The sequence below is a fragment of the Bizionia argentinensis JUB59 genome, assembly GCF_000224335.1.
Classification (GTDB): domain Bacteria; phylum Bacteroidota; class Bacteroidia; order Flavobacteriales; family Flavobacteriaceae; genus Algorimicrobium; species Algorimicrobium argentinense.
This window is the reverse complement of sequence record NZ_AFXZ01000012.1, coordinates 116,023-136,227: the sequence shown is the minus strand read 5'-3', so window position 1 is coordinate 136,227 and position 20,205 is coordinate 116,023. Positions and strand designations below refer to the sequence as shown.

General features: G+C 35.0%; 22 protein-coding genes. 7 read left to right on the top strand and 15 right to left on the bottom strand.

All coding sequences use genetic code 11. The annotated features are described in order from the left end of the window. Positions 1–218: 218 nt before the first annotated feature. From BZARG_RS04895 to map, 3 genes are all read right to left on the bottom strand, one after another. Complete coding sequence (locus BZARG_RS04895) at positions 219–986, bottom strand: class I SAM-dependent methyltransferase (protein ID WP_008635906.1); 768 nt, start codon at positions 984–986, stop codon at positions 219–221. 39 nt (positions 987–1,025) lie between these two features. Next, entirely contained in the window at positions 1,026–1,400 is a 375-nt protein-coding gene (locus BZARG_RS04890) for a GxxExxY protein (protein WP_008635953.1), read from the bottom strand. Between the two features lie 238 nt (positions 1,401–1,638). Further along, the gene (gene map / locus BZARG_RS04885; RefSeq protein ID WP_040288025.1) at positions 1,639–2,457 is read right to left on the bottom strand and encodes a type I methionyl aminopeptidase; all 819 of its coding nucleotides are present in this window, start codon (positions 2,455–2,457) and stop codon (positions 1,639–1,641) included. A gap of 122 nt (positions 2,458–2,579) precedes the next feature. Here map and BZARG_RS04880 point away from each other — a divergent pair, with 122 nt between their 5' ends. Next, positions 2,580–3,851 (top strand): acetyl-CoA hydrolase/transferase family protein, encoded by a 1,272-nt coding sequence (locus BZARG_RS04880; RefSeq protein ID WP_008636000.1) that lies wholly within the window; start codon positions 2,580–2,582, stop codon positions 3,849–3,851. Between the two features lie 5 nt (positions 3,852–3,856). Here BZARG_RS04880 and BZARG_RS04875 read toward each other — a convergent pair whose 3' ends face one another. The 4 genes from BZARG_RS04875 to pepE form a co-directional block, all read right to left on the bottom strand. Beyond that, positions 3,857–4,273 (bottom strand): BT0820 family HAD-type phosphatase, encoded by a 417-nt coding sequence (locus BZARG_RS04875; protein WP_008635988.1) that lies wholly within the window; start codon positions 4,271–4,273, stop codon positions 3,857–3,859. Positions 4,274–4,291: 18 nt separating this feature from the next. Continuing rightward, positions 4,292–5,809 carry a 2,3-bisphosphoglycerate-independent phosphoglycerate mutase gene (gene gpmI, locus BZARG_RS04870; protein ID WP_040288024.1) on the bottom strand — a complete coding sequence of 506 codons (1,518 nt, stop codon included), beginning with the start codon at positions 5,807–5,809 and terminating at the stop codon, positions 4,292–4,294. Positions 5,810–5,927: 118 nt separating this feature from the next. Beyond that, complete coding sequence (locus BZARG_RS04865) at positions 5,928–6,410, bottom strand: GNAT family N-acetyltransferase (RefSeq protein ID WP_008635830.1); 483 nt, start codon at positions 6,408–6,410, stop codon at positions 5,928–5,930. Next, entirely contained in the window at positions 6,410–7,117 is a 708-nt protein-coding gene (gene pepE, locus BZARG_RS04860; protein ID WP_008635984.1) for a dipeptidase PepE, read from the bottom strand. Before pepE ends, BZARG_RS04865 begins: the two co-directional genes overlap by 1 nt. Positions 7,118–7,230: 113 nt before the next feature. Here pepE and BZARG_RS04855 point away from each other — a divergent pair, with 113 nt between their 5' ends. From BZARG_RS04855 to BZARG_RS04830, 6 genes are all read left to right on the top strand, one after another. After that, the gene (locus tag BZARG_RS04855; RefSeq protein ID WP_008635863.1) at positions 7,231–8,016 is read left to right on the top strand and encodes a peptidase associated/transthyretin-like domain-containing protein; all 786 of its coding nucleotides are present in this window, start codon (positions 7,231–7,233) and stop codon (positions 8,014–8,016) included. After that, positions 8,003–8,782: a peptidase associated/transthyretin-like domain-containing protein gene (locus tag BZARG_RS04850; protein WP_008635925.1), complete on the top strand. Its 780-nt coding sequence runs from the start codon at positions 8,003–8,005 to the stop codon at positions 8,780–8,782. Before BZARG_RS04855 ends, BZARG_RS04850 begins: the two co-directional genes overlap by 14 nt. Before the next feature lie 61 nt (positions 8,783–8,843). Continuing rightward, positions 8,844–9,521: a hypothetical protein gene (locus tag BZARG_RS04845; RefSeq protein ID WP_123766877.1), complete on the top strand. Its 678-nt coding sequence runs from the start codon at positions 8,844–8,846 to the stop codon at positions 9,519–9,521. A gap of 83 nt (positions 9,522–9,604) precedes the next feature. After that, entirely contained in the window at positions 9,605–10,105 is a 501-nt protein-coding gene (locus tag BZARG_RS04840; RefSeq protein WP_040288023.1) for a DUF6702 family protein, read from the top strand. Positions 10,106–10,168: 63 nt separating this feature from the next. Further along, positions 10,169–12,478: a M1 family metallopeptidase gene (locus BZARG_RS04835; RefSeq protein WP_008636011.1), complete on the top strand. Its 2,310-nt coding sequence runs from the start codon at positions 10,169–10,171 to the stop codon at positions 12,476–12,478. A 94-nt stretch (positions 12,479–12,572) separates the two neighbouring features. Then, positions 12,573–12,857 (top strand): Sec-independent protein translocase subunit TatA/TatB, encoded by a 285-nt coding sequence (locus tag BZARG_RS04830; RefSeq protein WP_394330506.1) that lies wholly within the window; start codon positions 12,573–12,575, stop codon positions 12,855–12,857. Between the two features lie 248 nt (positions 12,858–13,105). Here the strand turns inward: BZARG_RS04830 and BZARG_RS04825 are convergent, their stop codons facing one another. The 8 genes from BZARG_RS04825 to BZARG_RS04790 form a co-directional block, all read right to left on the bottom strand. Beyond that, entirely contained in the window at positions 13,106–13,624 is a 519-nt protein-coding gene (locus tag BZARG_RS04825; protein ID WP_008635832.1) for a hypothetical protein, read from the bottom strand. An 81-nt stretch (positions 13,625–13,705) separates the two neighbouring features. Further along, positions 13,706–14,350: an O-methyltransferase gene (locus BZARG_RS04820; RefSeq protein ID WP_008636025.1), complete on the bottom strand. Its 645-nt coding sequence runs from the start codon at positions 14,348–14,350 to the stop codon at positions 13,706–13,708. Between the two features lie 141 nt (positions 14,351–14,491). Beyond that, positions 14,492–15,580 carry an amidohydrolase family protein gene (locus BZARG_RS04815; RefSeq protein ID WP_008635999.1) on the bottom strand — a complete coding sequence of 363 codons (1,089 nt, stop codon included), beginning with the start codon at positions 15,578–15,580 and terminating at the stop codon, positions 14,492–14,494. Between the two features lie 93 nt (positions 15,581–15,673). Then, complete coding sequence (locus BZARG_RS04810) at positions 15,674–16,207, bottom strand: 3-hydroxyanthranilate 3,4-dioxygenase (protein WP_008635817.1); 534 nt, start codon at positions 16,205–16,207, stop codon at positions 15,674–15,676. A 319-nt stretch (positions 16,208–16,526) separates the two neighbouring features. Next, complete coding sequence (locus BZARG_RS04805; protein ID WP_008635976.1) at positions 16,527–16,979, bottom strand: hypothetical protein; 453 nt, start codon at positions 16,977–16,979, stop codon at positions 16,527–16,529. Between the two features lie 7 nt (positions 16,980–16,986). After that, positions 16,987–17,769 carry an SDR family oxidoreductase gene (locus tag BZARG_RS04800; RefSeq protein ID WP_008635911.1) on the bottom strand — a complete coding sequence of 261 codons (783 nt, stop codon included), beginning with the start codon at positions 17,767–17,769 and terminating at the stop codon, positions 16,987–16,989. 136 nt (positions 17,770–17,905) lie between these two features. Next, positions 17,906–19,312 carry an aldehyde dehydrogenase gene (locus tag BZARG_RS04795; protein ID WP_040288034.1) on the bottom strand — a complete coding sequence of 469 codons (1,407 nt, stop codon included), beginning with the start codon at positions 19,310–19,312 and terminating at the stop codon, positions 17,906–17,908. Between the two features lie 190 nt (positions 19,313–19,502). Continuing rightward, positions 19,503–19,940, bottom strand: a complete 438-nt coding sequence (locus BZARG_RS04790; protein ID WP_008635935.1) for a RidA family protein — start codon at positions 19,938–19,940, stop codon at positions 19,503–19,505. Between the last annotated feature and the right edge of the window lie 265 nt (positions 19,941–20,205).

Genomic DNA, 20,205 nt, shown 5'->3' with positions numbered 1-20,205 from the left:
TCGTCGTGAATCGCCGTCTGGTCTGAAGAATAATTTTAATCAGCACAAGGTATATATTGCATTATTAAGTTTGATATTAATTTAGATGGAACCAATAAAGTACAACGAACCGATAGTTATAAGTATAGAATTTAATCAGGGATTTTTTTTAGAAAAATTTCACACTAAAATTCCTCCTTGTATCTCTGTGTTATCTCAGTAAATCTCTGTAAAATAATTTACATTTTATAAACAACCGGAATAATTTCTCCTTTGGCCAAACAAAATCCCTCTACTTCAGCATCTGAAAGTTTTGATGTATAATCAGCTTCATCCACCGTAAATCCGATACTCCGAAGCTTATCAAAAAAGTCTCGACCATAAATCCGAACATGATCATACTGCCCAAAAATAGCGGCACGTTCTTTTCTATCGGTTATAGTATCATCTTCAAAAGTTTTTTCTCGAGATAAATCTTGAGGAATTTGAAAAATACCATAGCCACCAGGTTTCATAACACGAAATAATTCTTGCATTGCTTTTGTATCATCAGGAATATGCTCCAACACATGATTACATAAAATAATATCGTAGCTATTATCTTCAAATGGCAAATCACAAATATCAGCTTTAACATCCGCGATAGGTGATTCTAAATCGGTTGTTGTATAGTTGAGGTTTTTGAGTCTTCGAAAACGTTTCAAAAAACATTGTTCAGGTGCAAAGTGAAGTACTTTCTTTTCTTCCGTAAAAAAGTTCGTCTCATTTTTTAAATACAACCATAACAAACGATGGCGCTCTAACGATAGGGTAGAAGGCGATAACACATTATTCCTTTGGTTGCCGTAACCATAAGGTAAAAAAGATTTAAAATTCTTACCATCTATCGGGTCTGTAAAGGTGTCACCCTTCAGGAAAAAAGCTAAAATAGGACGCGCTATGTAGCTTAACCTAATTAGGATTGGTCTGGGAACGGTGTTGAGGATGGATTTGAAAAGTTTTTTCAATTTATTTTGACACGAATTTCACTAATTATCAAGAATCATTTAAAGAACGATTCGTTTATATTTTAAACTTTCTTCTTCAAAATTAATAAGGAGTCCTAACTTTAGTTTTGACACGGCCAGATAATTTAATGTTTGTTTTATATGAGCGGAATTTAAACATTCAATTGGTTTTAATTCTAGAACTATTTTATCCTCGATTATAAAATCTGCTTTGTATTTATGCGGGAGCAAATTCCCTTTATAAACAATATTATAAGTTTGCTCACGGGAATACGTAATATGATTGTCAATGAATTCAATTTCTAAAGCATCAGCATAAACTACTTCATTAAAACCTTTACCTAATTGATTATGCACTTCCATACATATACCGATAATTTTATAGGCTTCTTCCTTGTAAATTAGATTTGACATAAATGAGATTAAATTTAAAGCATTAGACTTAAACTACAGTTTTAAAATTAGTAATAATTGCTGAAATTCGCGACTCTAAATTCTGAAAGTATAAAATTAGTGCAAATCCGATAAATCCGTGTATCTAATTCAGTGCATTTAGATATTAGTGCCAATTCGTGTCTAAAAAAACAAAATAAACCTGTGTCATAATTTAAACGATTCCATCCGTGTTAATCCGTGAAATCTGTGTCTAATTTTATAGCACAATCGGTTTCTGTCTAAACTCATCCTCCTCATTACTCACAATCCCCAATGCCTCATATATATAAGCAAACGTAGAAAGCAATTCAGGCTTCCCATCTACAATAGCCACATCATGTTCAAAATGCGCTGATGGTTTATTATCTAAAGTTGTAATAGTCCAACCATCACGATGTTGCTCAATTCTATGTGTTCCTAAATTAATCATAGGTTCAATGGCAACCACTTGTCCTTCCAAAAACTTTTTACCACGCCCACGTTTTCCGTAGTTTGGCATTTCAGGATCTTCATGCATTTTTTTACCAATTCCATGACCTACTAATTCACGGACCACGCCATAACCGCGATCTTCGCAGTGTTTCTGAATAGCATAACCGACGTCACCAACACGATTGCCAATTTTGAACTCACGAATCCCTACATATAAAGATTCTTTAGTAACGTCTAAAAGTGTTTGTGTTTCTGGAGCAATTTCACCAACCGCAAATGTATAAGCATGATCACCATAATAATCGTTTTTTATGGCACCACAATCAATGGAAATAATATCACCTTCTTTTAAAGGTTCCTTAGTCGGAAATCCATGAACCACTTGGTCGTTTGGACTCATGCAAAGCGTATTTGGAAAATCATATAACCCTAAAAAACCAGGTATGGCGCCTTGCTCACGAATAAAATCTTCCGCTAATTTATCTAATTGTAATGTTGTAACACCAGGCTTAACTTCCTTGGCCAACATTCCTAAAGTTTTGGATACAATTAAGGCACTTTCACGCATTAACTCTATTTCTTCTCTTGTTTTAACTATTATCATAATTCAAAAAATATGTGCAAAGGTACTTAAATTAAATAAGCTATGTAATCTTTGGGAATATGACTTTTGACAGGTTTTGTCTGATAAATTTTTAAGAACTTCGCATATCAAAATTGTATTCTATGTATAAGTCAGTAACAGCTGAAGAAGCTGTAAAAATCGTAAAATCGAATAGTAAAGTATATATTCAAGCAGCAGCGGCCGCGCCACAATTACTTATTCGTGCATTGTCCGCACGTCATGAGGAGTTGCGTAATGTAGAAATATGCCACTTGCATACCGAAGGTGAAGCACCTTATGCTAACCCCGAACTTCGGGATAGCTTTCATGTGAACTCTTTTTTTATAGGGAAAAATGTACGCCATACTTTAAAGGCTGGGAACGGATCTTATACCCCAGTTTTTTTAAGTGAATTGCCTTTGCTTTTTAAACGCAATATCATCGATTTGCAATACGCTTTTATTCATGTTTCTGTGCCGGATCAACATGGTTATTGCTCATTGGGGGTTTCTGTTGAAGCGACTTTAGCCGCCATTGAAAATGCCGATTATGTTATTGCACAAGTCAACAAACAAATGCCGAGAACTCATGGTGCTGGTATTATTCATTCATCAAAAATTGATGTGTTTGTTGAATGTGATGAGCCATTGCCAGCACATGATATGGTAGAACCGTCCGAACTAGAGGGCAAGATTGGAAATCATGTGGCTGGTTTAATTGAAGATAGAAGTACTTTGCAAATGGGCATTGGAAATATTCCGAATGCCGTTTTAACACGCTTAACAAATCACAAGGATTTGGGATTACACACCGAAATGTTTTCCGATGGCGTTATAGATTTAATATTAAGTGGCGTTATAAACGGTAATTACAAAAAGATTAATCGCGGCCGAGCACTTTCAACATTTTTAATGGGCTCTAAACGATTATATGATTTTGTAGATGACAACCCGTTTATTGAAATGCGTGCTTCAAATTATACAAATAATGCGGCCTATATAAAACAAAACCCCAAAATGGTGGCTATAAATTCTGCTATAGAAGTAGATGTTACGGGGCAGGTTTGCGCCGACTCAATTGGTGCGCATATGTATTCTGGTGTTGGCGGACAAATGGACTTTATGCGTGGTGCTTCGCTAAGTAATGAGGGGAAAGCCATTATTGCATTACCATCCGTAACTAAATCAGGAATTAGTCGCATTGTTCCTAGTTTAAAACCAGGAGCAGGTGTGGTTACTACACGGGCACACGTGCATTATGTAGTTACGGAGTATGGAATAGCAAATTTATATGGCAAAACGATAGAGCAACGTGTAAAAGCCCTTGTTAATATCGCGCACCCAGATCATCAGGAATCTATAGATAAAAGTTACTTCGATTTAATAAGAGGTTAACCCACTTATTTTCGGAGAAACGAAAAAAGACCTTTCTTTTTTTTAGATTGATTAATAGGGTGGTTTTTTGGGTCGGCTAGCAGTTGAAACACTTCGCCCCAACCCAAAAGACCACCTATATTTCTGTCATCAATAAAAACATCGGCATTAATTTTTCTGCTTTTCGTGTTGTCTAATTCTTCTTCAGGAAAACTTTTATTTACTGCGTAAAATTCTAAGCCGTTCTCTTTGCAGAAATCAACCGCATCGTCCAAATGCGAACCAGATCTGTAAGTCCATAAAATGAGTCGATGACCTTCTTTTTGTAAACGGTCTAAAGTTTCAAAAGCAAATAATTTAGGCTTCCCTACTTTCGGATAAGCATCTTCTACAATAGTGCCATCAAAATCTACGGCAATAATAAGTTTGTCAGTAAAATTCATAAAAACAATAAATAAATCTTAAATAATAGAATGTTGTGTCATGACGTCTGGTTGTGGAATGCCAATAAGTTTTAGAATAGTTGGTGCTAAATCGGCTAAAACGCCATCTTGAATGTGTTTTAAATCCTTATCAATTAAAATAATAGGCACCGGGTTTGTTGTATGCGATGTATGTGGCGAACCATCCGGATACATCATCGTTTCACAATTACCATGATCGGCAATTAATAGTGTCGTGTAGCCATTCTCCAGTGCTGCCGTAACGACATCTTTAACGCAAGCATCAACAACTTCACATGCTTTTATAGCCGCTGCCATTACGCCTGTATGTCCAACCATATCGCCATTGGCAAAATTTAAACAGACAAAATCAACTTCACCTTTTTGTAATTCTGGGATTAGTGCGTCGCGTAATTCAAAAGCACTCATTTCTGGCTTTAAATCGTAAGTTGCTACTTTTGGCGAGTTACGTAAAATACGCGCTTCACCTTCAAATAACGCTTCGCGACCTCCGGAAAAGAAAAACGTGACGTGTGGATATTTTTCAGTTTCTGCAATACGGATTTGTTTTTTACCATGTTTCGCTAATACTTCGCCAAGCGTATTCGTTAAATTGTCTTTATGATAAACCACATGAACATTTTTATAGGTGTCATCATAACTCGTCATGGTTACATAATACAAATCGAGTTTATGCATATTCTGCTCATGGAAATCGGTTTGAGTTAACGCTTGAGTTAACTCACGACCTCTATCGGTTCTGTAATTAAAATAGATAATTACATCGCCATCTTTTATGGTCGCTTTTGGTTGATTCTCTTCATCCACCATAATGATGGGTTTTATAAATTCATCCGTAACATCAGTATCATAACTTTGCTGAATGGCTTGTGTGGCATTAGTGGAATGAATACCTGTTCCATGAACCACAGCGTCATATGCTATTTTTATTCGCCCCCAACGTTTATCACGATCCATGGAATAATATCGTCCAGTTATACTAGCCAATTTTGTTGGTGTATTTAAAATATAATTTTCTAATGAATTGATAAATCTATAACCCGATTTCGGATCCACATCACGGCCGTCCGTAAAGGCATGAATATAAGATTCTGTTACGCCAGCATTTTTTGCGGCATCTACTAAACCAAATAAATGATGGATATGCGAATGCACACCGCCATCACTAACTAATCCTAAAAAATGAACGGGTTTGTTATTGGTTTTGGCGTATTGAAAAGCATTAATAAGTGTTGGTTCGTTTTGAAGCGTATTATTCTCGACTGCCAAATTAATTTTCACCAAATCTTGATAAACAATACGTCCGGCGCCAAGATTCATATGGCCAACTTCGCTATTACCCATTTGACCTTTTGGAAGCCCCACATGTAAGCCATCGGTACGTAAACTGGCGTTCGGATACTTTGAATATAGAGAATCTATAAAAGGTGTATTGGCGTTATCTATGGCGGAGACTTTAGGATCGGGAGACTTTCCCCAACCATCTAAAATCATGAGTATAACTTTTTTGTTCATGGTAAAAAATGGTAAAATTTAAAGTACAAATATAGACGTTTATAATTTCTTTAGTTTAATAATAGTATTTGAAAATGGCAGTGAAACCAAAACATATCTTATAAAAGTAACTTTTATTTTAGTTGTTGTTTCTGTGAATTTTAGTCATCAAAAAGTGTATTCCTACGCCTTCAATATTAAAATTAGTTCCTTGCGTTTCATAACCGTGTTTTTTATAAAAATTAACAGCGTTTTCACGAGCATTAAACCACAATCGGTTCACGTTACTTTTGGCCAAATTTGTTTCACCTGCTTTCAATAAAAATTCACCTAATCCCTTTTTTTGATAATCCTTCAAAATAGCCATGCCGCGCAATTGGTATTGTGTTTCTTCGGCAAAAGAATCGTTTTTATTCTTCATATAAGAAGCTACGCCAATTAATATGTCCTGAAAAAATAGTCCCAAATGAAAGGTTGAACCCAATGTGTCATCAGTAAAAACACAATCTTCTAGTGCTCGGCCCGGTCTTAAAACTGGTTGTCTAATAGGGTAGGTTTCTTCCGAAGAAATAAAACGGATACTATAATCCTTATTTTTAGTTATATATAGATCTTTTAACATTATTTTAAATGTTGCAAAGTGGTTCCAGTTTTTACTTCATAAGGTTCCTTGCCATATTCAAAAACTCGCGCATCTAACGTTCCTTTTAATAATATGTTTTTTCCTTTAACTTCCAACCAACTTCCTTCACGCAAGCCAATAACGGGAAAGGTATTATAAGCATGAAATTCTTTAATACGTGTTTCGCGCGTTTCACCCATGTGTTTACTGTTAGTAATAGGATCTAAATAATGCGGATTAATATTAAATGGAACGAATGTCAATGCTTTAAAACTCGGTGGATACATAATAGGCATATCGTTCGTGGTATTAATTGTTAAGCCGCAAATATTACTTCCAGCGCTAGTACCTAAATAAGGAGTTCCGTTATTAATGGCATTTTGTAACGCTTCAATACATTTGTTTTTATAGAGTTGGTTAAGTAAAACAAAGGTGTTTCCACCACCTGTAAAAATACCTTCGGCTTGTTTTATGGCTTCCGCAGCCGATTCAAATTCATGGATACCTTTTACTTGTATATTTATTTTGCTGAAAGCTTCGCGTGCTTTTTCGGTGTATTCATCATGAGAAATTCCTCCAGGTCGTGCATACGGAATAAATAAAATGGTTTTACAGTTTTTGAAAAAGATTTCTAAATCACCTAAAAGATATTCTAGATAACCACTTCCATGAATAGTTGATGTGCTTGCAATAAGTAATTGTTTCATAAGTCAAATTTTTGTAAATTTAAGTAAACATTGGATTTAACAAAAGTTTATCAGCTATTTGCGTTTAAATTAAGATTCGAAAGAGTTTCTTTAGCCTAACTAAACCATTCATTATGAAACAACAATTACTCGGATTTCTTTTCGTACTTTCTTTCGGAACTATATTTTCTCAAAACACCACACGTATTGAAGTGGAAGGAAAAATTATTGCCAGTAGCGATGTAGAAGGTGTTACGATTTTTAATAAATCATCCAAAAAAGGTACGGTTGCAACAGCAGATGGTGATTTTACCATGGCTGTAGCATTATACGACGTTTTGGAAATTTCTGCTTTACAGTACGAACCAAGAACAGTTGTTATAAACCAAGACGTAATGGATTCTAAAAAATTGCGTTTGTTTTTGGTTGAATCGGTAACCACATTAACTGAAGTAATATTGCTACCCTCCAAATTAACAGGTGATTTATTAACAGATATTGAAAATGCTGAAGTCCAAAAAGAAATTTTTATGAGTTTTGGTAATCTAAGTAATCTCGAATTTCCTGAAGATGCTTTTACCAAGCCTATAAACTCTGTGACTAATCAAGGTGATTTTTATAATGGCATTAATTTCGCGTCTATTTTAGGTGTTAATAAATGGGTGAATTCGCCATTAAAGAAACGGTCCATTGAGATGGCACGCGAAAACAGACCTTTAGATCTAGGTGATATTTATTCGCCAAAATATATAAATGAAACTTATAATATTCCATTAAATAAGGTGGAAGCATTTTTTGCATTTATTACAGAAAATGGATTTAAGGCAAGTTTGCTTGGAGAAAAAAACGAGCTTAAACGTATGGAGTTTCTGAAAAAGCAAAGTGATTTGTTTTTAAAATTAGAAAATGGACAAAACTAAAATTTTTGTTTTAATTCTATTTATCACATGTCAACAAAGCTATTGTCAAACTGTTGAACTTCTCGGGAAAGTTAAAAGTACTTCAGATGTGGAGAATATTCACATTATAAATAAAACTGCGCAAAAATTTACTATAACTAATATTCATGGTACTTTTCGAATTGCTGCAACATTAAACGACACGATTATTTTTACTTCTGTCCAGCATAAAACAATGTCAGTAATTGTAGATGATGAGATTATTAAAAATAAAACATTAGTTATTACTTTAGAAGAACAGATAAACGAACTCGATCAAGTGGTCGTTGGTAAAATACTTACGGGTAATATGTTACTCGATGTTTCCAATGTAAAGGATGAGCCGATGACATCATTAAAAGCAGGGATTCCAAGTTATCAAGGACGTCCTAAAACGCAAAGTGAGCGGCGATTAAATGAAGCAACCACGGGTGGCGGATTTCTACCACTAAACCCTATATTAAATGCCATATCTGGTAGGACGAAAGAATTAAAAAACCGGATAAAATTAGAGGAGAAAGATGCTTTAATGCAGGATATTAAAGTTCGTCTTTCTGTTGATTTGTTTTCGGAAAATCCTTTAGCTGAAGAATCTGTTATGGAGTTTTTCTACTTCGTTTCCGAGCAACCTGATTTTTTAGAGCGCTGTAAACACAAGACATCCATTGAAGTTTTAGATTACTTAATTGCTAAACTTAAAATCTTCAAACAGATTTTAAATAGCGCTAAAATATATGAAGTTGATTAGATTTTCATGCTTATTAGTTTTGTTTCTTGTCGCTTCAAATGTGTTCTCGCAAACACAAGATTTGAAAGGAAAGATAATTACCAATCTAGATGCTGAAAATATTCATGTTATTAATAGAACATCTAAAAAATTCACAATTACCAATGCTACAGGAGATTTTGTAGTTCCAAGTAAAGTAAGTGATACCATCATTATTTCTTCTATTCAACATCAATTAGTTTCTATAATTGTTGATGCCGAAATGTTACAGGGAAATCAAATCCAAGTTGTTTTAGAACCTTTAGTAAATAAGTTAGATGAGGTGACAGTGGGTAAAGTGCTTTCTGGTAATTTAATGCATGATGTTAAAAATGTTGAAGGTGAGCCATTAACGGCTAAAATGGTAGGTATTCCCAGTTATCAAGGTAAAATGCCAACCCAAAGCGAAAGACGCTTGAGCAATGCTTATGGTAACGTGATCGTAACATTAGTAAATACAATTAATGGAAAAATTAAAAGGCTAAAACAGCAAGTGTTACTTGAAGAAAAGGATGAGCTTCTCCATAAAATTCGTGTGGCTTATGAAGGCGATTTATTTGCCAACTATGCTTTAGAACCGATGTTTCGGATGGATTATTTTTTCTTTTGCTCGGAAGATCCAAAATTTTTAGAGCGTTGTAAAAATAAAAATGGTATTACTGTTTTAAAGTTTTTAATCGAAAAATTAGAAATTTATAAGCAAAACAGAAATAACTATTAAAAGCATTATTATCAATTAAATTTAAGCGATAATATTATTCGGACTCTCAAATATGTACTTTAGCTTATACAAATGATAAGAAAATGAAAGGATTCAAATACTTGCTGATTCTAGCGGTTATTCCCATGTTCGCTTTTACTATGCATAAATATTATGTCAGTATTACCGAGGTGGAGTATATAGAGGAAAAGCAATCAGTGCAAATTATTACTAGAATATTTATTGATGATTTAGAGCGCTTAATTCGCATGCGCTATGATGAAAATATTACTCTAGCAACGGAAAATGAGGCAGACAAAACAGATTATTATATCGGTAAATATTTAACTGAAAAGGTTAATATTAAAATTAATGGTAAACAAGCAAAACTTTTGTTCTTGGGAAAAGAGTATGAAAACGACCTGATTTATTGTTATTTAGAAATACCTAACGTAGCGTTAATTAACTCTTTTGAAATTACAAATCACGTTTTGTTTGATGTTTTTAGTGATCAGAAAAATATTGTTCGCACAGATATTAATGGTCAAAAGAAGAGCTTTATACTCATAAAGCAAAATGATAAAGGAATGTTAAATTTTAAATAAAATATTTCTAAACCTTAAAAAAGCGTTAAATTTCAATCAACTATCCAGTAACTTCACATAATAATGAAAAAACTACAATATCTTTTCCTATCTATTTTATTTGTTTCGCTAGGTGCATTTGCCCAAGATGAGGCACAAAAGCCAGAGCGTAAACCCGGTCATACAAACACCAACAAATTCAAACAATTGTATGACGAGTTTTCAACACCGAATATGTTCAGAACTGCTTCTGGAGCCCCAGGCCCATCTTATTATCAGCAACAAGCAGATTATAAAATGGATATAACCCTGGATGATGATAAAGCCATAATTTCTGGTTATGAAACGATTACGTATACCAATAATTCCCCTGATCAATTAAAATATTTATGGGTACAATTGGATCAAAATATGCGTGCTAAAGATTCCGAATCTCCTTTAATTGAAGGTAGTGGGGTGCCACCTGCACAACAAGCAGGAAGCTTTGCTTCAACCTATATGACAGATGGTTTTGATGGTGGTTTTAAAATTGAATCCATAACAGATACAAGCGGAAAACCTTTAGCTCACATGATTAATAATACCATGATGCGTGTGGAATTGCCACAAGTATTAAAAACAGGTGAAAAATTCAGTTTCTCACTTAAGTGGTGGTATAATATTAACGATTATGTTAATATGGGTGGACGTTCTGGTTATGAATCATTTCCTGAAGAAGACAACAGAAACTATATTATAGCGCAATTCTATCCAAGAATGGCGGTTTATAATGATGTAGAGGGTTGGCAGAACTCTCAATTCTGGGGACGTGATGAGTATGCTTTACCTTTTGGAAACTTTGAAGTGAATATTACCGTGCCTTCAGATCATATTCTGGATGCTACAGGAAAATTAACAAACCGTAAAGACGTGTTTACGAAAGACATGATGAAGCGTTTTGAAAAAGCTAAAAAATCTTACGATAAACCAGTTTTCATTGTAACTCAAGAGGAAGCTGAAAAAGCTGAAAAGGGCCGTGCAAAAGGGACGAAAACGTGGAAATTCTCTGCAGAAAATGTACGTGATTTTGCCTTCGCATCGTCTAGAAAATATATTTGGGATATGATGGCTGTTAAAATTGGCGATCAAGATGTCATGGCGGTTTCAATGTATCCTAAAGAAGGAAATCCTTTATGGGAAGAATGGTCTACTTATGCTGTGGCAACCACGTTAAAATCATATTCTCGTATGACTTTTGATTATCCTTACCACAAAGCAATTTCGGTTCATGCCAAGCAACAAGGAATGGAATATCCAATGATTTGTTTTAACTATGGTAGACCAGATAAGGATGGAAAATATAGTGATCGTACTAAATACGGTATGATTAGCGTAATTATTCATGAGGTAGGACATAACTTTTTTCCTATGATTGTTAATAGTGATGAGCGTCAATGGACGTGGATGGACGAAGGTTTAAACACCTTTTTACAGTATGTTGCTGAACAAGATTTTGGGGTATCGCACCCAACAGCCTTATCAGAAAGTGATGATAAATATCCTTCAAGCCGCGGGCCTGCTGTTAATATTGTTCCTTACATGGGCGGAGATCAAGATTATATTGCGCCAATTATGACAAAAGGTCTAAACACCTACCAATTTGGAAATAATGCATACGGAAAACCGGCAACAGCACTTAATATTTTAAGAGAAACCGTAATGGGTCGTGAGTTGTTTGATTATGCTTTTAGAGAATACGCGCACCGTTGGATGTTTAAGCACCCAACACCAGAAGATTTCTTTAGAACCATGGAAGATGCTTCGGCATTCGATTTAGATTGGTTTTGGAGAGGTTGGTTTTATACAACAGACTATGTGGATATGGGTGTGAAAGAAGTGAAGAAGTATTACGTCTCCGCCGAACCAAATGCTCAAGTTAAAGAAATGGTGAAACAACGGGGTATGAAAATGAGCGATTTACCGCCATTAGTATATATGGTTGAAGAAGGAAGTGAAGATTTTAACGAGAACATGAAAAATGGGACTTTATTAGAAAACTCACCAACTCTAAATGAATATGTTATGGATAACTTTTCGCCAGAAGAACGTAAAAATATCAAGCAACCAAAATACTTCTATAGTGTTACCTTTGAGAAGCCAGGAGGATTGGTAATGCCTATAATCGTTGAGTATAAGTATGCTGATGGGACTTCTAAAACAGAGAGATATCCAGCGCAAATATGGCGTTTAAACGATAAAGAAGTAAGTAAAGCAATAGCTTCAGATAAGGAGATTGTGAAAATTACAGTCGATCCTAATTTAGAAACTGCCGATGTTGATACTTCTAACAATTCTTGGCCACGAGAAGTTACTCAAAGTCAGTTTGATCAGTTTAAAAACAAGTCGGAAGACTAAAAAAGACTAAATTTCAAAAATATTTATTAAAAGCCGACTTTTATCAGTCGGCTTTTTTTATTCGTATCATTCTACTTACTATATTTGCATCGTGATACAGCAAGTAATTTATTTATTCATCGGTACAACCGAAATCATGTTTATACTATTTATAGTAGTCATGGTCTTTGGAGCCGATAAAATCCCGGAAATTGCCCGCGGATTAGGAAAAGGTATGCGTATGATGAAAGACGCTTCCAACGATATCAAATCTGAAATCACTAAAAGTGCTGAAAAGAATGGTATTGATACGAGTGTCTCTAAAGATGTTCAAGACGAACTGAAGAAAGTAAAAGACGAATTAGAGGATTTTACGGGTTCTGTACGACGTAAGTTATAAATTCCTGCGAAGGCAGGAATCTCATTTTTTAATTGCTATTTTTATAAAGTTTTAGGACAAATAATTTCTTGAAAAGCTTGCTTTGTTGAGTTTTTTTGGATTCTATTCTGGTGGTTCTATTTCAGTGAATAATATCGGTAAGGAACCTTCAATTGACTCATATACAATTTACTGTGTTTTAATATATGAGTTTTGTTCAGGTTAAATTTCTTAATCTTTTAGTATTTTAAAAAACTAGTCTACAAATATTAATAAAGTGTTTTATTTCTAATTTCTTTTGATACCAATTCAATTAATTCGCTACAGTTTATGACGAATTTATCATCGACTTCTATTAAAGTGGAAATTTCTGAAACATCGCCTTCATCAAACAAATTCTCTTCTGGTAATTTTAGTTTATAGGGTAGTTGTTCGACTTTAGACAATAACTTATTATAACTTCTACCATGTCCATGTTTAAGGACATTTATTGCACATATAAAATCATTGAAACGATTATGTAATTCAACTTTTTCCATTTGAAGAAGTAATTTTTTCGCCGCATCAAACCCATTATTACATGATAATCGTTCTTGCAATACTGAATCGAACATGGAAAACATTCCAATAGATAAAATAGTTTTTTGTAATTGAATCATTTGAGTACTTCTAACTGCAATAGTTGAACCACTTCTTTGGAGTTCTTCTATTGATTTTAAATTCATTTCTTCTAATGCATCCAAAGTAAATAAAGTTCCGCTTGATACTAATTCCTCAAAATAGTGCATATGTTTAATTTAATTATTCATCGACGCATGATATAAAATAGTTTGATATTTTAATAACGAGATTCCTGCCTTCGCAGGAATTTAAACCTTCCTGCTAATAGTCAAACCATCCCTAATCGGCAAAAGCACAGTTTCCACGCGTGGATCTTCTTTTAATAATTTATTGTAAGCTATAAGTGCTGGTGTTGAGGTATCGTCCTTTTTAAAGGTTGTATCGAGCACTTTACCGCTCCAGAGTACATTATCAGATATAATTACGCCGCCGGGATTTAAACGCTCTATAATAAGCTCAAAGTACTTTACGTAATTTTCCTTATCCGCATCAATGAAAACTAAATCGAATGTTTTATTAAGTGTTGGAATAATATCCAAAGCATTTCCTAAATGCTGATGAATTTGTTTTCCGAAATCTGATTTATCAAAATACAATCTTTGAAAATCAACAAGCTCCTCATTAATATCTATGGTATGCATTTCGCCGCTTTTTTGCATGCCTTCTGCTAAACATAAAGCAGAATAACCCGTGTACGTCCCAATCTCCAAAATGTTTTTTGGGTTTACCAATTTGGAAATCATACTTAAAACACGACCTTGATAATGACCACTTAACATACGTGGTTGTAATATTTTTTGGTAAGTCTCGCGTGTTAATTGCTGTAGTAATTCTGGTTCGTTTTCCGAATGGTTTACAACATAAGTATCTAAATCTTCTGAAAGAAAATGCATTTTTTTGTGAGTTGTTTGTTGTCAGGTGGATCGTCGTGTATGCCGATAGGCAGGAAGTCGAAACCTATTTTCATTAAACCTAAAACTAGAAGGTTTTTCTAAATGTTTACTTATTAGTAGATATGTAATTCTACGATATACTTATCCTAAAATCCGATTCACTAATTTCTTTTTAGCGGCTTCATCATCACCACATAACCATTGAATCACATTATCTTCCCAAATGGCATCGCGTTCAGTTTCATTAATGATTTTTTGTTCCATAGCTAAATCCAAAATCTTCCCTGGGTAGGACGATTGTTGCGCACTTTCCATTTCTCCCAGTGGATAAGGGTCATCAAGTCCCATTAGTACTTGTTTGGATCCTTGGTTTTTTATCAATAACTGCAAACCGCCAGTATCATGAACTAACGTATCGAAAAATATGTTTTTATGGCCTACTGCTTTTCTTGGGTGACTTTTCCCTTCAAATAAATCCGGTCTACCATCAAAACCTTGAATACGTCTGCCCAGATTAATTTGTGCTAATTGTCCCCCATGAGCAAAACAGGTTCGCATATTGGGATATTTATCTTGATAACCGTTTAAAGTTAAAAAGTGATAGGCATCAGCACATTGTGCCAACATCCATATCAAGTGAAAACGCCAAGAGGTGTTTTCTAATTTTATAAACTTTTCACCATCATAAGGGTGAATTTCCACTGCTAAATTATATTTATTCGCCAACGCAAATAAAGGCTCATTTTCTTCATCAAATATACAACGCCATGTACCAATAGTATCCATATAATGGGTTGGTAAGCAAAGTAATTGCATACCTAGTTCGTTAACACAGCGTTCTATTTCCCAACAAGCGCCTTCCATAAAACCAGGATGTACAACAAAACCACAGGTAAATTTACTCGGGTTTTCTCGTTGTACTTTGGCATTAAAATCATTTTGAAAACGCAGCGCTTGTCGCATTTCTTCCACACGCAAACCATTTCCGTATAATTGAGATAAGTTTAAAACTACCGCATGATCAATTTTAAAACGCTCCATCCAAGCCAACTTTTCATCCAAAAAGAAACTTGAGTCTGTAATGGGTCTGTTCCAATCTTTTTGAAGCATATATTTCCGATCTTTATCCACCCAAAAGATCTCTTTATCCTTCATGAATTGTGGAATTTCTTCCGGATAAGGAAGTAAATGTGAATGACCGTTTATTCTTAATTTACGATGTTCTTTCATATGTGAGGATGAGTGCAGGCAAAGCATCTCAATAGTTTTAATTTATTTTTTTATGTTTCCCGAAAGGGATATGTCAGATGGATAATGGACTTTTTATTCAATCTGAACCTTTTTTGGCGGCTCCATTGTTTCACCACAATTTGGGCATTGACGTTTTTCTGAATCACTGTAATATTTATCGAAAATTACAGGCATATCAGTTTCAATATTTTCAACGGTAAAATCCTCTTCGTATAGTTTGGTTGTACAGTTTTCGCAAAACCACAATAGCGCATCACGCACACCTTCCGGTCGTTTGTACTCTATTACGAGTCCAACAGTATTCGCTTTTCTTTGTGGAGAATGTGGCACTTTTGATGGTAATAAATAAATATCACCTTCTTTTATATGTACGTCTTTTGGTACGCCGTCATCAATTATTTTCAGAATCATATCTCCCTCAACTTGATAGAAAAATTCGGGTGTTTCGTTGTAATGATAATCCTTTCGGTTATTTGGTCCTCCAACAACCATAACAATAAATTCCCCGTCTTTCCAGACCACTTTATTACCAACGGGTGGCTTTAATAAATGTCTGTTTTCCTCAATCCAGGCCTTGAAATTTAAAGGCGAAACTAACTGACTCATAGCATATTTTTTTTTTGGCGTCCCGTTACGTCGCTTTAGCTATGTAACGTCAGGCTTTCGCAAGTCGCTTCCCGATGAAAAATCGGGAGAGCTCCATCAATTGCTCAATCCTTAACGCGGAATATTGTTATAAATATACAAAGACCTCACAGGTTTTGAAAACCTGTGAGGTCTATTTTTATAAAGATTTTTAATTTTTTCGTTTTTCGATTTCTTTACCTTCATCAGACCCAATAGAATTGGTGAACTCTTTACTGATAATTTGTGAAAACGTAAGGTTTCAAATGAGAGTAATAATGGTTATTATTTTCATTTGAAATCAATTTTTGCTATAATCACCGGTATTTATTTTTTTCTTCTTGCCAATTTTAAGGTCAATTATCTTATAAGAATTATTAACGAATTCCACCGTAAAGTAAATTTGATAGCGTGGTTTTAATTTGGATTTCGATTTTTTATAAAAATCGCGTTCGTACCAAACAATATTTCGGTCATCATCAATATAATGGTGCGTTTTAGAATCCACTTTATTTCTGTCATACTTTAATGATAAAAATGCCGATTCGGTGTTCAGGTAAACGCGGTCTATCGTATTAGGGTTTTCCAACAATGGTATCACATTATTACTGCTGTTGAATTGAATCCAATTAGCAATCTCTTCAACAGCTGGTAACTGATCAATTTCTGCATTCGAATAATTTTCTATAACATATTGGGCATGCCCAATTGCAGACAACATTAGAAATAGACAAGTAATATAAGCGGTTTTCATACGTATCTTATAAGCTTTTAGTACGCCCACCGTCAACAGGAAGGTTAATGCCGTTAATATAACCAGCACGTTCACTGGCTAAAAAAGTTATAGCATCCGCTAATTCTTCTGGTTTGGCAAAACGTTTGGCAGGAACCGCTTGTTTCATAGCGTTTGCAGCTTCTTCTTCAGTACTTCCCGATTTAGCCGATTTGTTTTTAATTATTTCCGCTAACCGATCTGTTCCTGTCGCGCCAGGCAACACATTATTAACCGTGATTCCAAAAGACCCTAATTCGTTGGACAATGTTTTACTCCAATTGGCAACGGCACCGCGAATAGTATTACTCACGCCTAATCCGTCCAAAGGTTGCTTAACTGAGGTAGAAATAACATTAATGATTCTACCGTAACCAGTTTCCTTCATAAACGGAACAACCGTTTGTGCTAATACATGATTGCATTTTAAATGCTGGGTAAATGCTTTTTGAAATTCATCCAAATCCGCCATAAAAACAGGTCCACCAGCTGGTCCACCCGTGTTATTTACCAGAATATGAAAACCGTGATTTTTAGAAATAAAATCGGATACTTTTTGTTTTAATTCTAAAGGGTTCGAGAAGTCCGCAACAATATAACTATGCTTTCCTTCCGAGGGTAGCTTGGCTAAAACCATTTTGAGTTTATCTTCATTTCTAGCAACTAAAGTCACATTAACACCTTCTGATGCCAACGCCATAGCAGTTGCTTTTCCTATTCCTCCTGTACTTCCGCAAACTAATGCGTTTTTGTTGTTTAAGTTTAAATTCATGTTTTTTATTCCTGCGAACGCAGTAATCTTTTTACTGTAATTTTGAAACCTGTTTATTGCAGACAGGAGTGCAAAATGACGTTAAATTAATATTTTTTATTTCAATTTATAAGATTCCTGCCTGCGCAGGAATAAGTTAATATTTTATACACACATTCTTCGCTTCAGTAAAAAAGCGCAAGGCTTCAAAGCCGCCTTCCCGACCAACACCAGAGGCTTTTACACCACCAAAAGGTGTGCGTAAATCGCGCATCAACCAAGTGTTAACCCAGACAATACCGGCTTGTAATTGGTTACTCATCCGCATGGTGCGTTTTAAATCATTTGTCCACAAGGTAGCAGATAAACCATATTTGACTTTGTTAGCCATTTGCAGGACTTCATCTTCTTTATGAAATGGCATTATCGTTACAACAGGTCCAAAAATTTCTTCTTGGTTTACGCGGCAATCATCTGTTTGAACTTCAATAACGGTTGGTTCTAAATAATAACCATTTTCATAGCCTGAAACAGTCACTTTATTGCCGCCGCATAAAATAGTTCCATTTTCATCTTTGGCAATCTGGATATACTCCAGCACTTTTTCCAAATGAGGTTTTGAAACCAAAGCGCCAATATTCGTCGTGCTTTCTGACGGATGTCCGACTTTTAAAGCTTTTATTCTTTCAACGAAATCAGCTTTGAATTTCTCGTAAATAGATGCTTCTATAAAAATGCGACTCCCACACAAACAAATCTGACCTTGATTGGCGAAAGATGATTTGACTGTGGTATTTAGCATATCTTCATAATCGCAATCCGCGAAAATTATGTTGGGGTTTTTGCCACCTAATTCTAAAGATAATTTTTTAAACATTGGAGCTGCAATTCTCGCAATATGAGCGCCAGTTGCTGTTCCACCTGTAAAAGATATAGCTTTAATATCGGGATGTTCAATAATAGCTTGACCTGTTGATCCGCCTAAACCATGAACAATATTTAACACGCCTTTTGGTAATCCTGCTTCGTTACAAATTTCACCTAATAGATAAGCTGTCATTGGTGTCACTTCACTTGGTTTGGCAACCACGCAGTTTCCTGCGGCGATTGCGGGAGCAATTTTCCAAGTAAATAAATATAGTGGTAAATTCCAAGGTGAAATACAACCCACCACACCAATTGGTTGACGCAATGTGTAATTAATAGCATCCAAACCAACACTCTCATGACTTTCACTCGCAAATTGTGTAATGGCATTTCCGAAAAAACGAAAATTACTCGCAGCTCTCGGAATATCTATCGCTTTTGCTAAACTAATTGGTTTGCCATTGTCCTTGCTTTCTGCTTCGGCTAGTACATCGAGATTCTGCTCAATTAACTCCGAAACTTTGAGCATAATGCGACTACGTTCATCTAAAGTTGTTTTCGACCAAGTAGGAAAAGCTGATTTTGCTGCTATATAGGCATTCTCAACATCTTCTTTTGATGAATTCGGAATTTGTCCATAGACTTCGCCACAAGAAGGGTCGTAATTGTCCAACCACCCATTAGCAATGGGAGGCATGAATTTTCCGTTTATATAGTTTTTAATTCCTGCGAAGGCAGGAATCTCTTTGTTTTCTGCTATGGTTCCCACTTGCTAGTGATTTTATCTAAAGTTCTCTTCATTGAGAATATAGAATTTTTATAAATTCCGATTTAAAAGAATCTAGTAGCCTCGAATTCTTTTCGTCTTTTTATGAGACTCCTGCCTACTAAGGAGTTGGTTTATAAGCCGTCACCTTAATTTCTACGACCAAATCTGGATGTGGTAATTGGTGAACGGCAACAGTAGTTCTGGTTGGTCCGGTTTCTTTATCAAAAAACTCGGCATAGGCTTTATTATAACCTGCGAAATCGTTCATATTCACTAAAAATGACGACACATCAACCACATCTTTTATAGACGCCCCAACGGTTTGTAAATTCCGATCAATATTTCTTAATACTTCACGTGTTTGAACTTCTGCATTAAGGTGTTTTGTTCCCATTTCGTCAATAATATCGACGCCAGCAATCGTGTTGTCTGCTTTGCGCGAACTAGTTCCCGATACAAATATAAAATCGCCCACACATTTTACAGCTGGATAGGCTCCTCTTGGTGTTACTTTAGTTCCTGCGGAGGCAGGAACCTCATTTTTTTTATCGCTCATAATATAATCCCAGCCTAACCTTACTTACAGAAAGGAACTCTTACTCGGGTAAATAAGAGTATTAATTAATGTTTTCTTTTATGTTCTTATTCATTTTGTCTTGATACAAAACGAATCAAAAAATAATAATCAAAATTAGGAAATTGCTAAAGCAACATGCACTTTAGGAGTTACGTGCTTGAAGCTACGCCTCGCATCTTCATTCCTTCGCTTATTATTTCTGAATTTTGATCTTCAATACTTTGAATTGATTTAGGAGTTTCCC

Bases quoted from the DNA above. Each gene is read 5' to 3' on its own strand.
- BZARG_RS04890 (WP_008635953.1), bottom strand. From the start codon at position 1,400: ATGTCAAATCTAATTTACAAGGAAGAAGCCTATAAAATTATCGGTATA.
- map (WP_040288025.1), bottom strand. From the start codon at position 2,457: ATGATAATAGTTAAAACAAGAGAAGAAATAGAGTTAATGCGTGAAAGT.
- BZARG_RS04880 (WP_008636000.1), top strand. From the start codon at position 2,580: ATGTATAAGTCAGTAACAGCTGAAGAAGCTGTAAAAATCGTAAAATCG.
- BZARG_RS04875 (WP_008635988.1), bottom strand. From the start codon at position 4,273: ATGAATTTTACTGACAAACTTATTATTGCCGTAGATTTTGATGGCACT.
- gpmI (WP_040288024.1), bottom strand. From the start codon at position 5,809: ATGAACAAAAAAGTTATACTCATGATTTTAGATGGTTGGGGAAAGTCT.
- BZARG_RS04865 (WP_008635830.1), bottom strand. From the start codon at position 6,410: ATGTTAAAAGATCTATATATAACTAAAAATAAGGATTATAGTATCCGT.
- pepE (WP_008635984.1), bottom strand. From the start codon at position 7,117: ATGAAACAATTACTTATTGCAAGCACATCAACTATTCATGGAAGTGGT.
- BZARG_RS04855 (WP_008635863.1), top strand. From the start codon at position 7,231: ATGAAACAACAATTACTCGGATTTCTTTTCGTACTTTCTTTCGGAACT.
- BZARG_RS04850 (WP_008635925.1), top strand. From the start codon at position 8,003: ATGGACAAAACTAAAATTTTTGTTTTAATTCTATTTATCACATGTCAA.
- BZARG_RS04840 (WP_040288023.1), top strand. From the start codon at position 9,605: ATGAAAGGATTCAAATACTTGCTGATTCTAGCGGTTATTCCCATGTTC.
- BZARG_RS04835 (WP_008636011.1), top strand. From the start codon at position 10,169: ATGAAAAAACTACAATATCTTTTCCTATCTATTTTATTTGTTTCGCTA.
- BZARG_RS04825 (WP_008635832.1), bottom strand. From the start codon at position 13,624: ATGCACTATTTTGAGGAATTAGTATCAAGCGGAACTTTATTTACTTTG.
- BZARG_RS04820 (WP_008636025.1), bottom strand. From the start codon at position 14,350: ATGCATTTTCTTTCAGAAGATTTAGATACTTATGTTGTAAACCATTCG.
- BZARG_RS04815 (WP_008635999.1), bottom strand. From the start codon at position 15,580: ATGAAAGAACATCGTAAATTAAGAATAAACGGTCATTCACATTTACTT.
- BZARG_RS04810 (WP_008635817.1), bottom strand. From the start codon at position 16,207: ATGAGTCAGTTAGTTTCGCCTTTAAATTTCAAGGCCTGGATTGAGGAA.
- BZARG_RS04805 (WP_008635976.1), bottom strand. From the start codon at position 16,979: ATGAAAACCGCTTATATTACTTGTCTATTTCTAATGTTGTCTGCAATT.
- BZARG_RS04800 (WP_008635911.1), bottom strand. From the start codon at position 17,769: ATGAATTTAAACTTAAACAACAAAAACGCATTAGTTTGCGGAAGTACA.
- BZARG_RS04795 (WP_040288034.1), bottom strand. From the start codon at position 19,312: ATGCCTCCCATTGCTAATGGGTGGTTGGACAATTACGACCCTTCTTGT.
- BZARG_RS04790 (WP_008635935.1), bottom strand. From the start codon at position 19,940: ATGAGCGATAAAAAAAATGAGGTTCCTGCCTCCGCAGGAACTAAAGTA.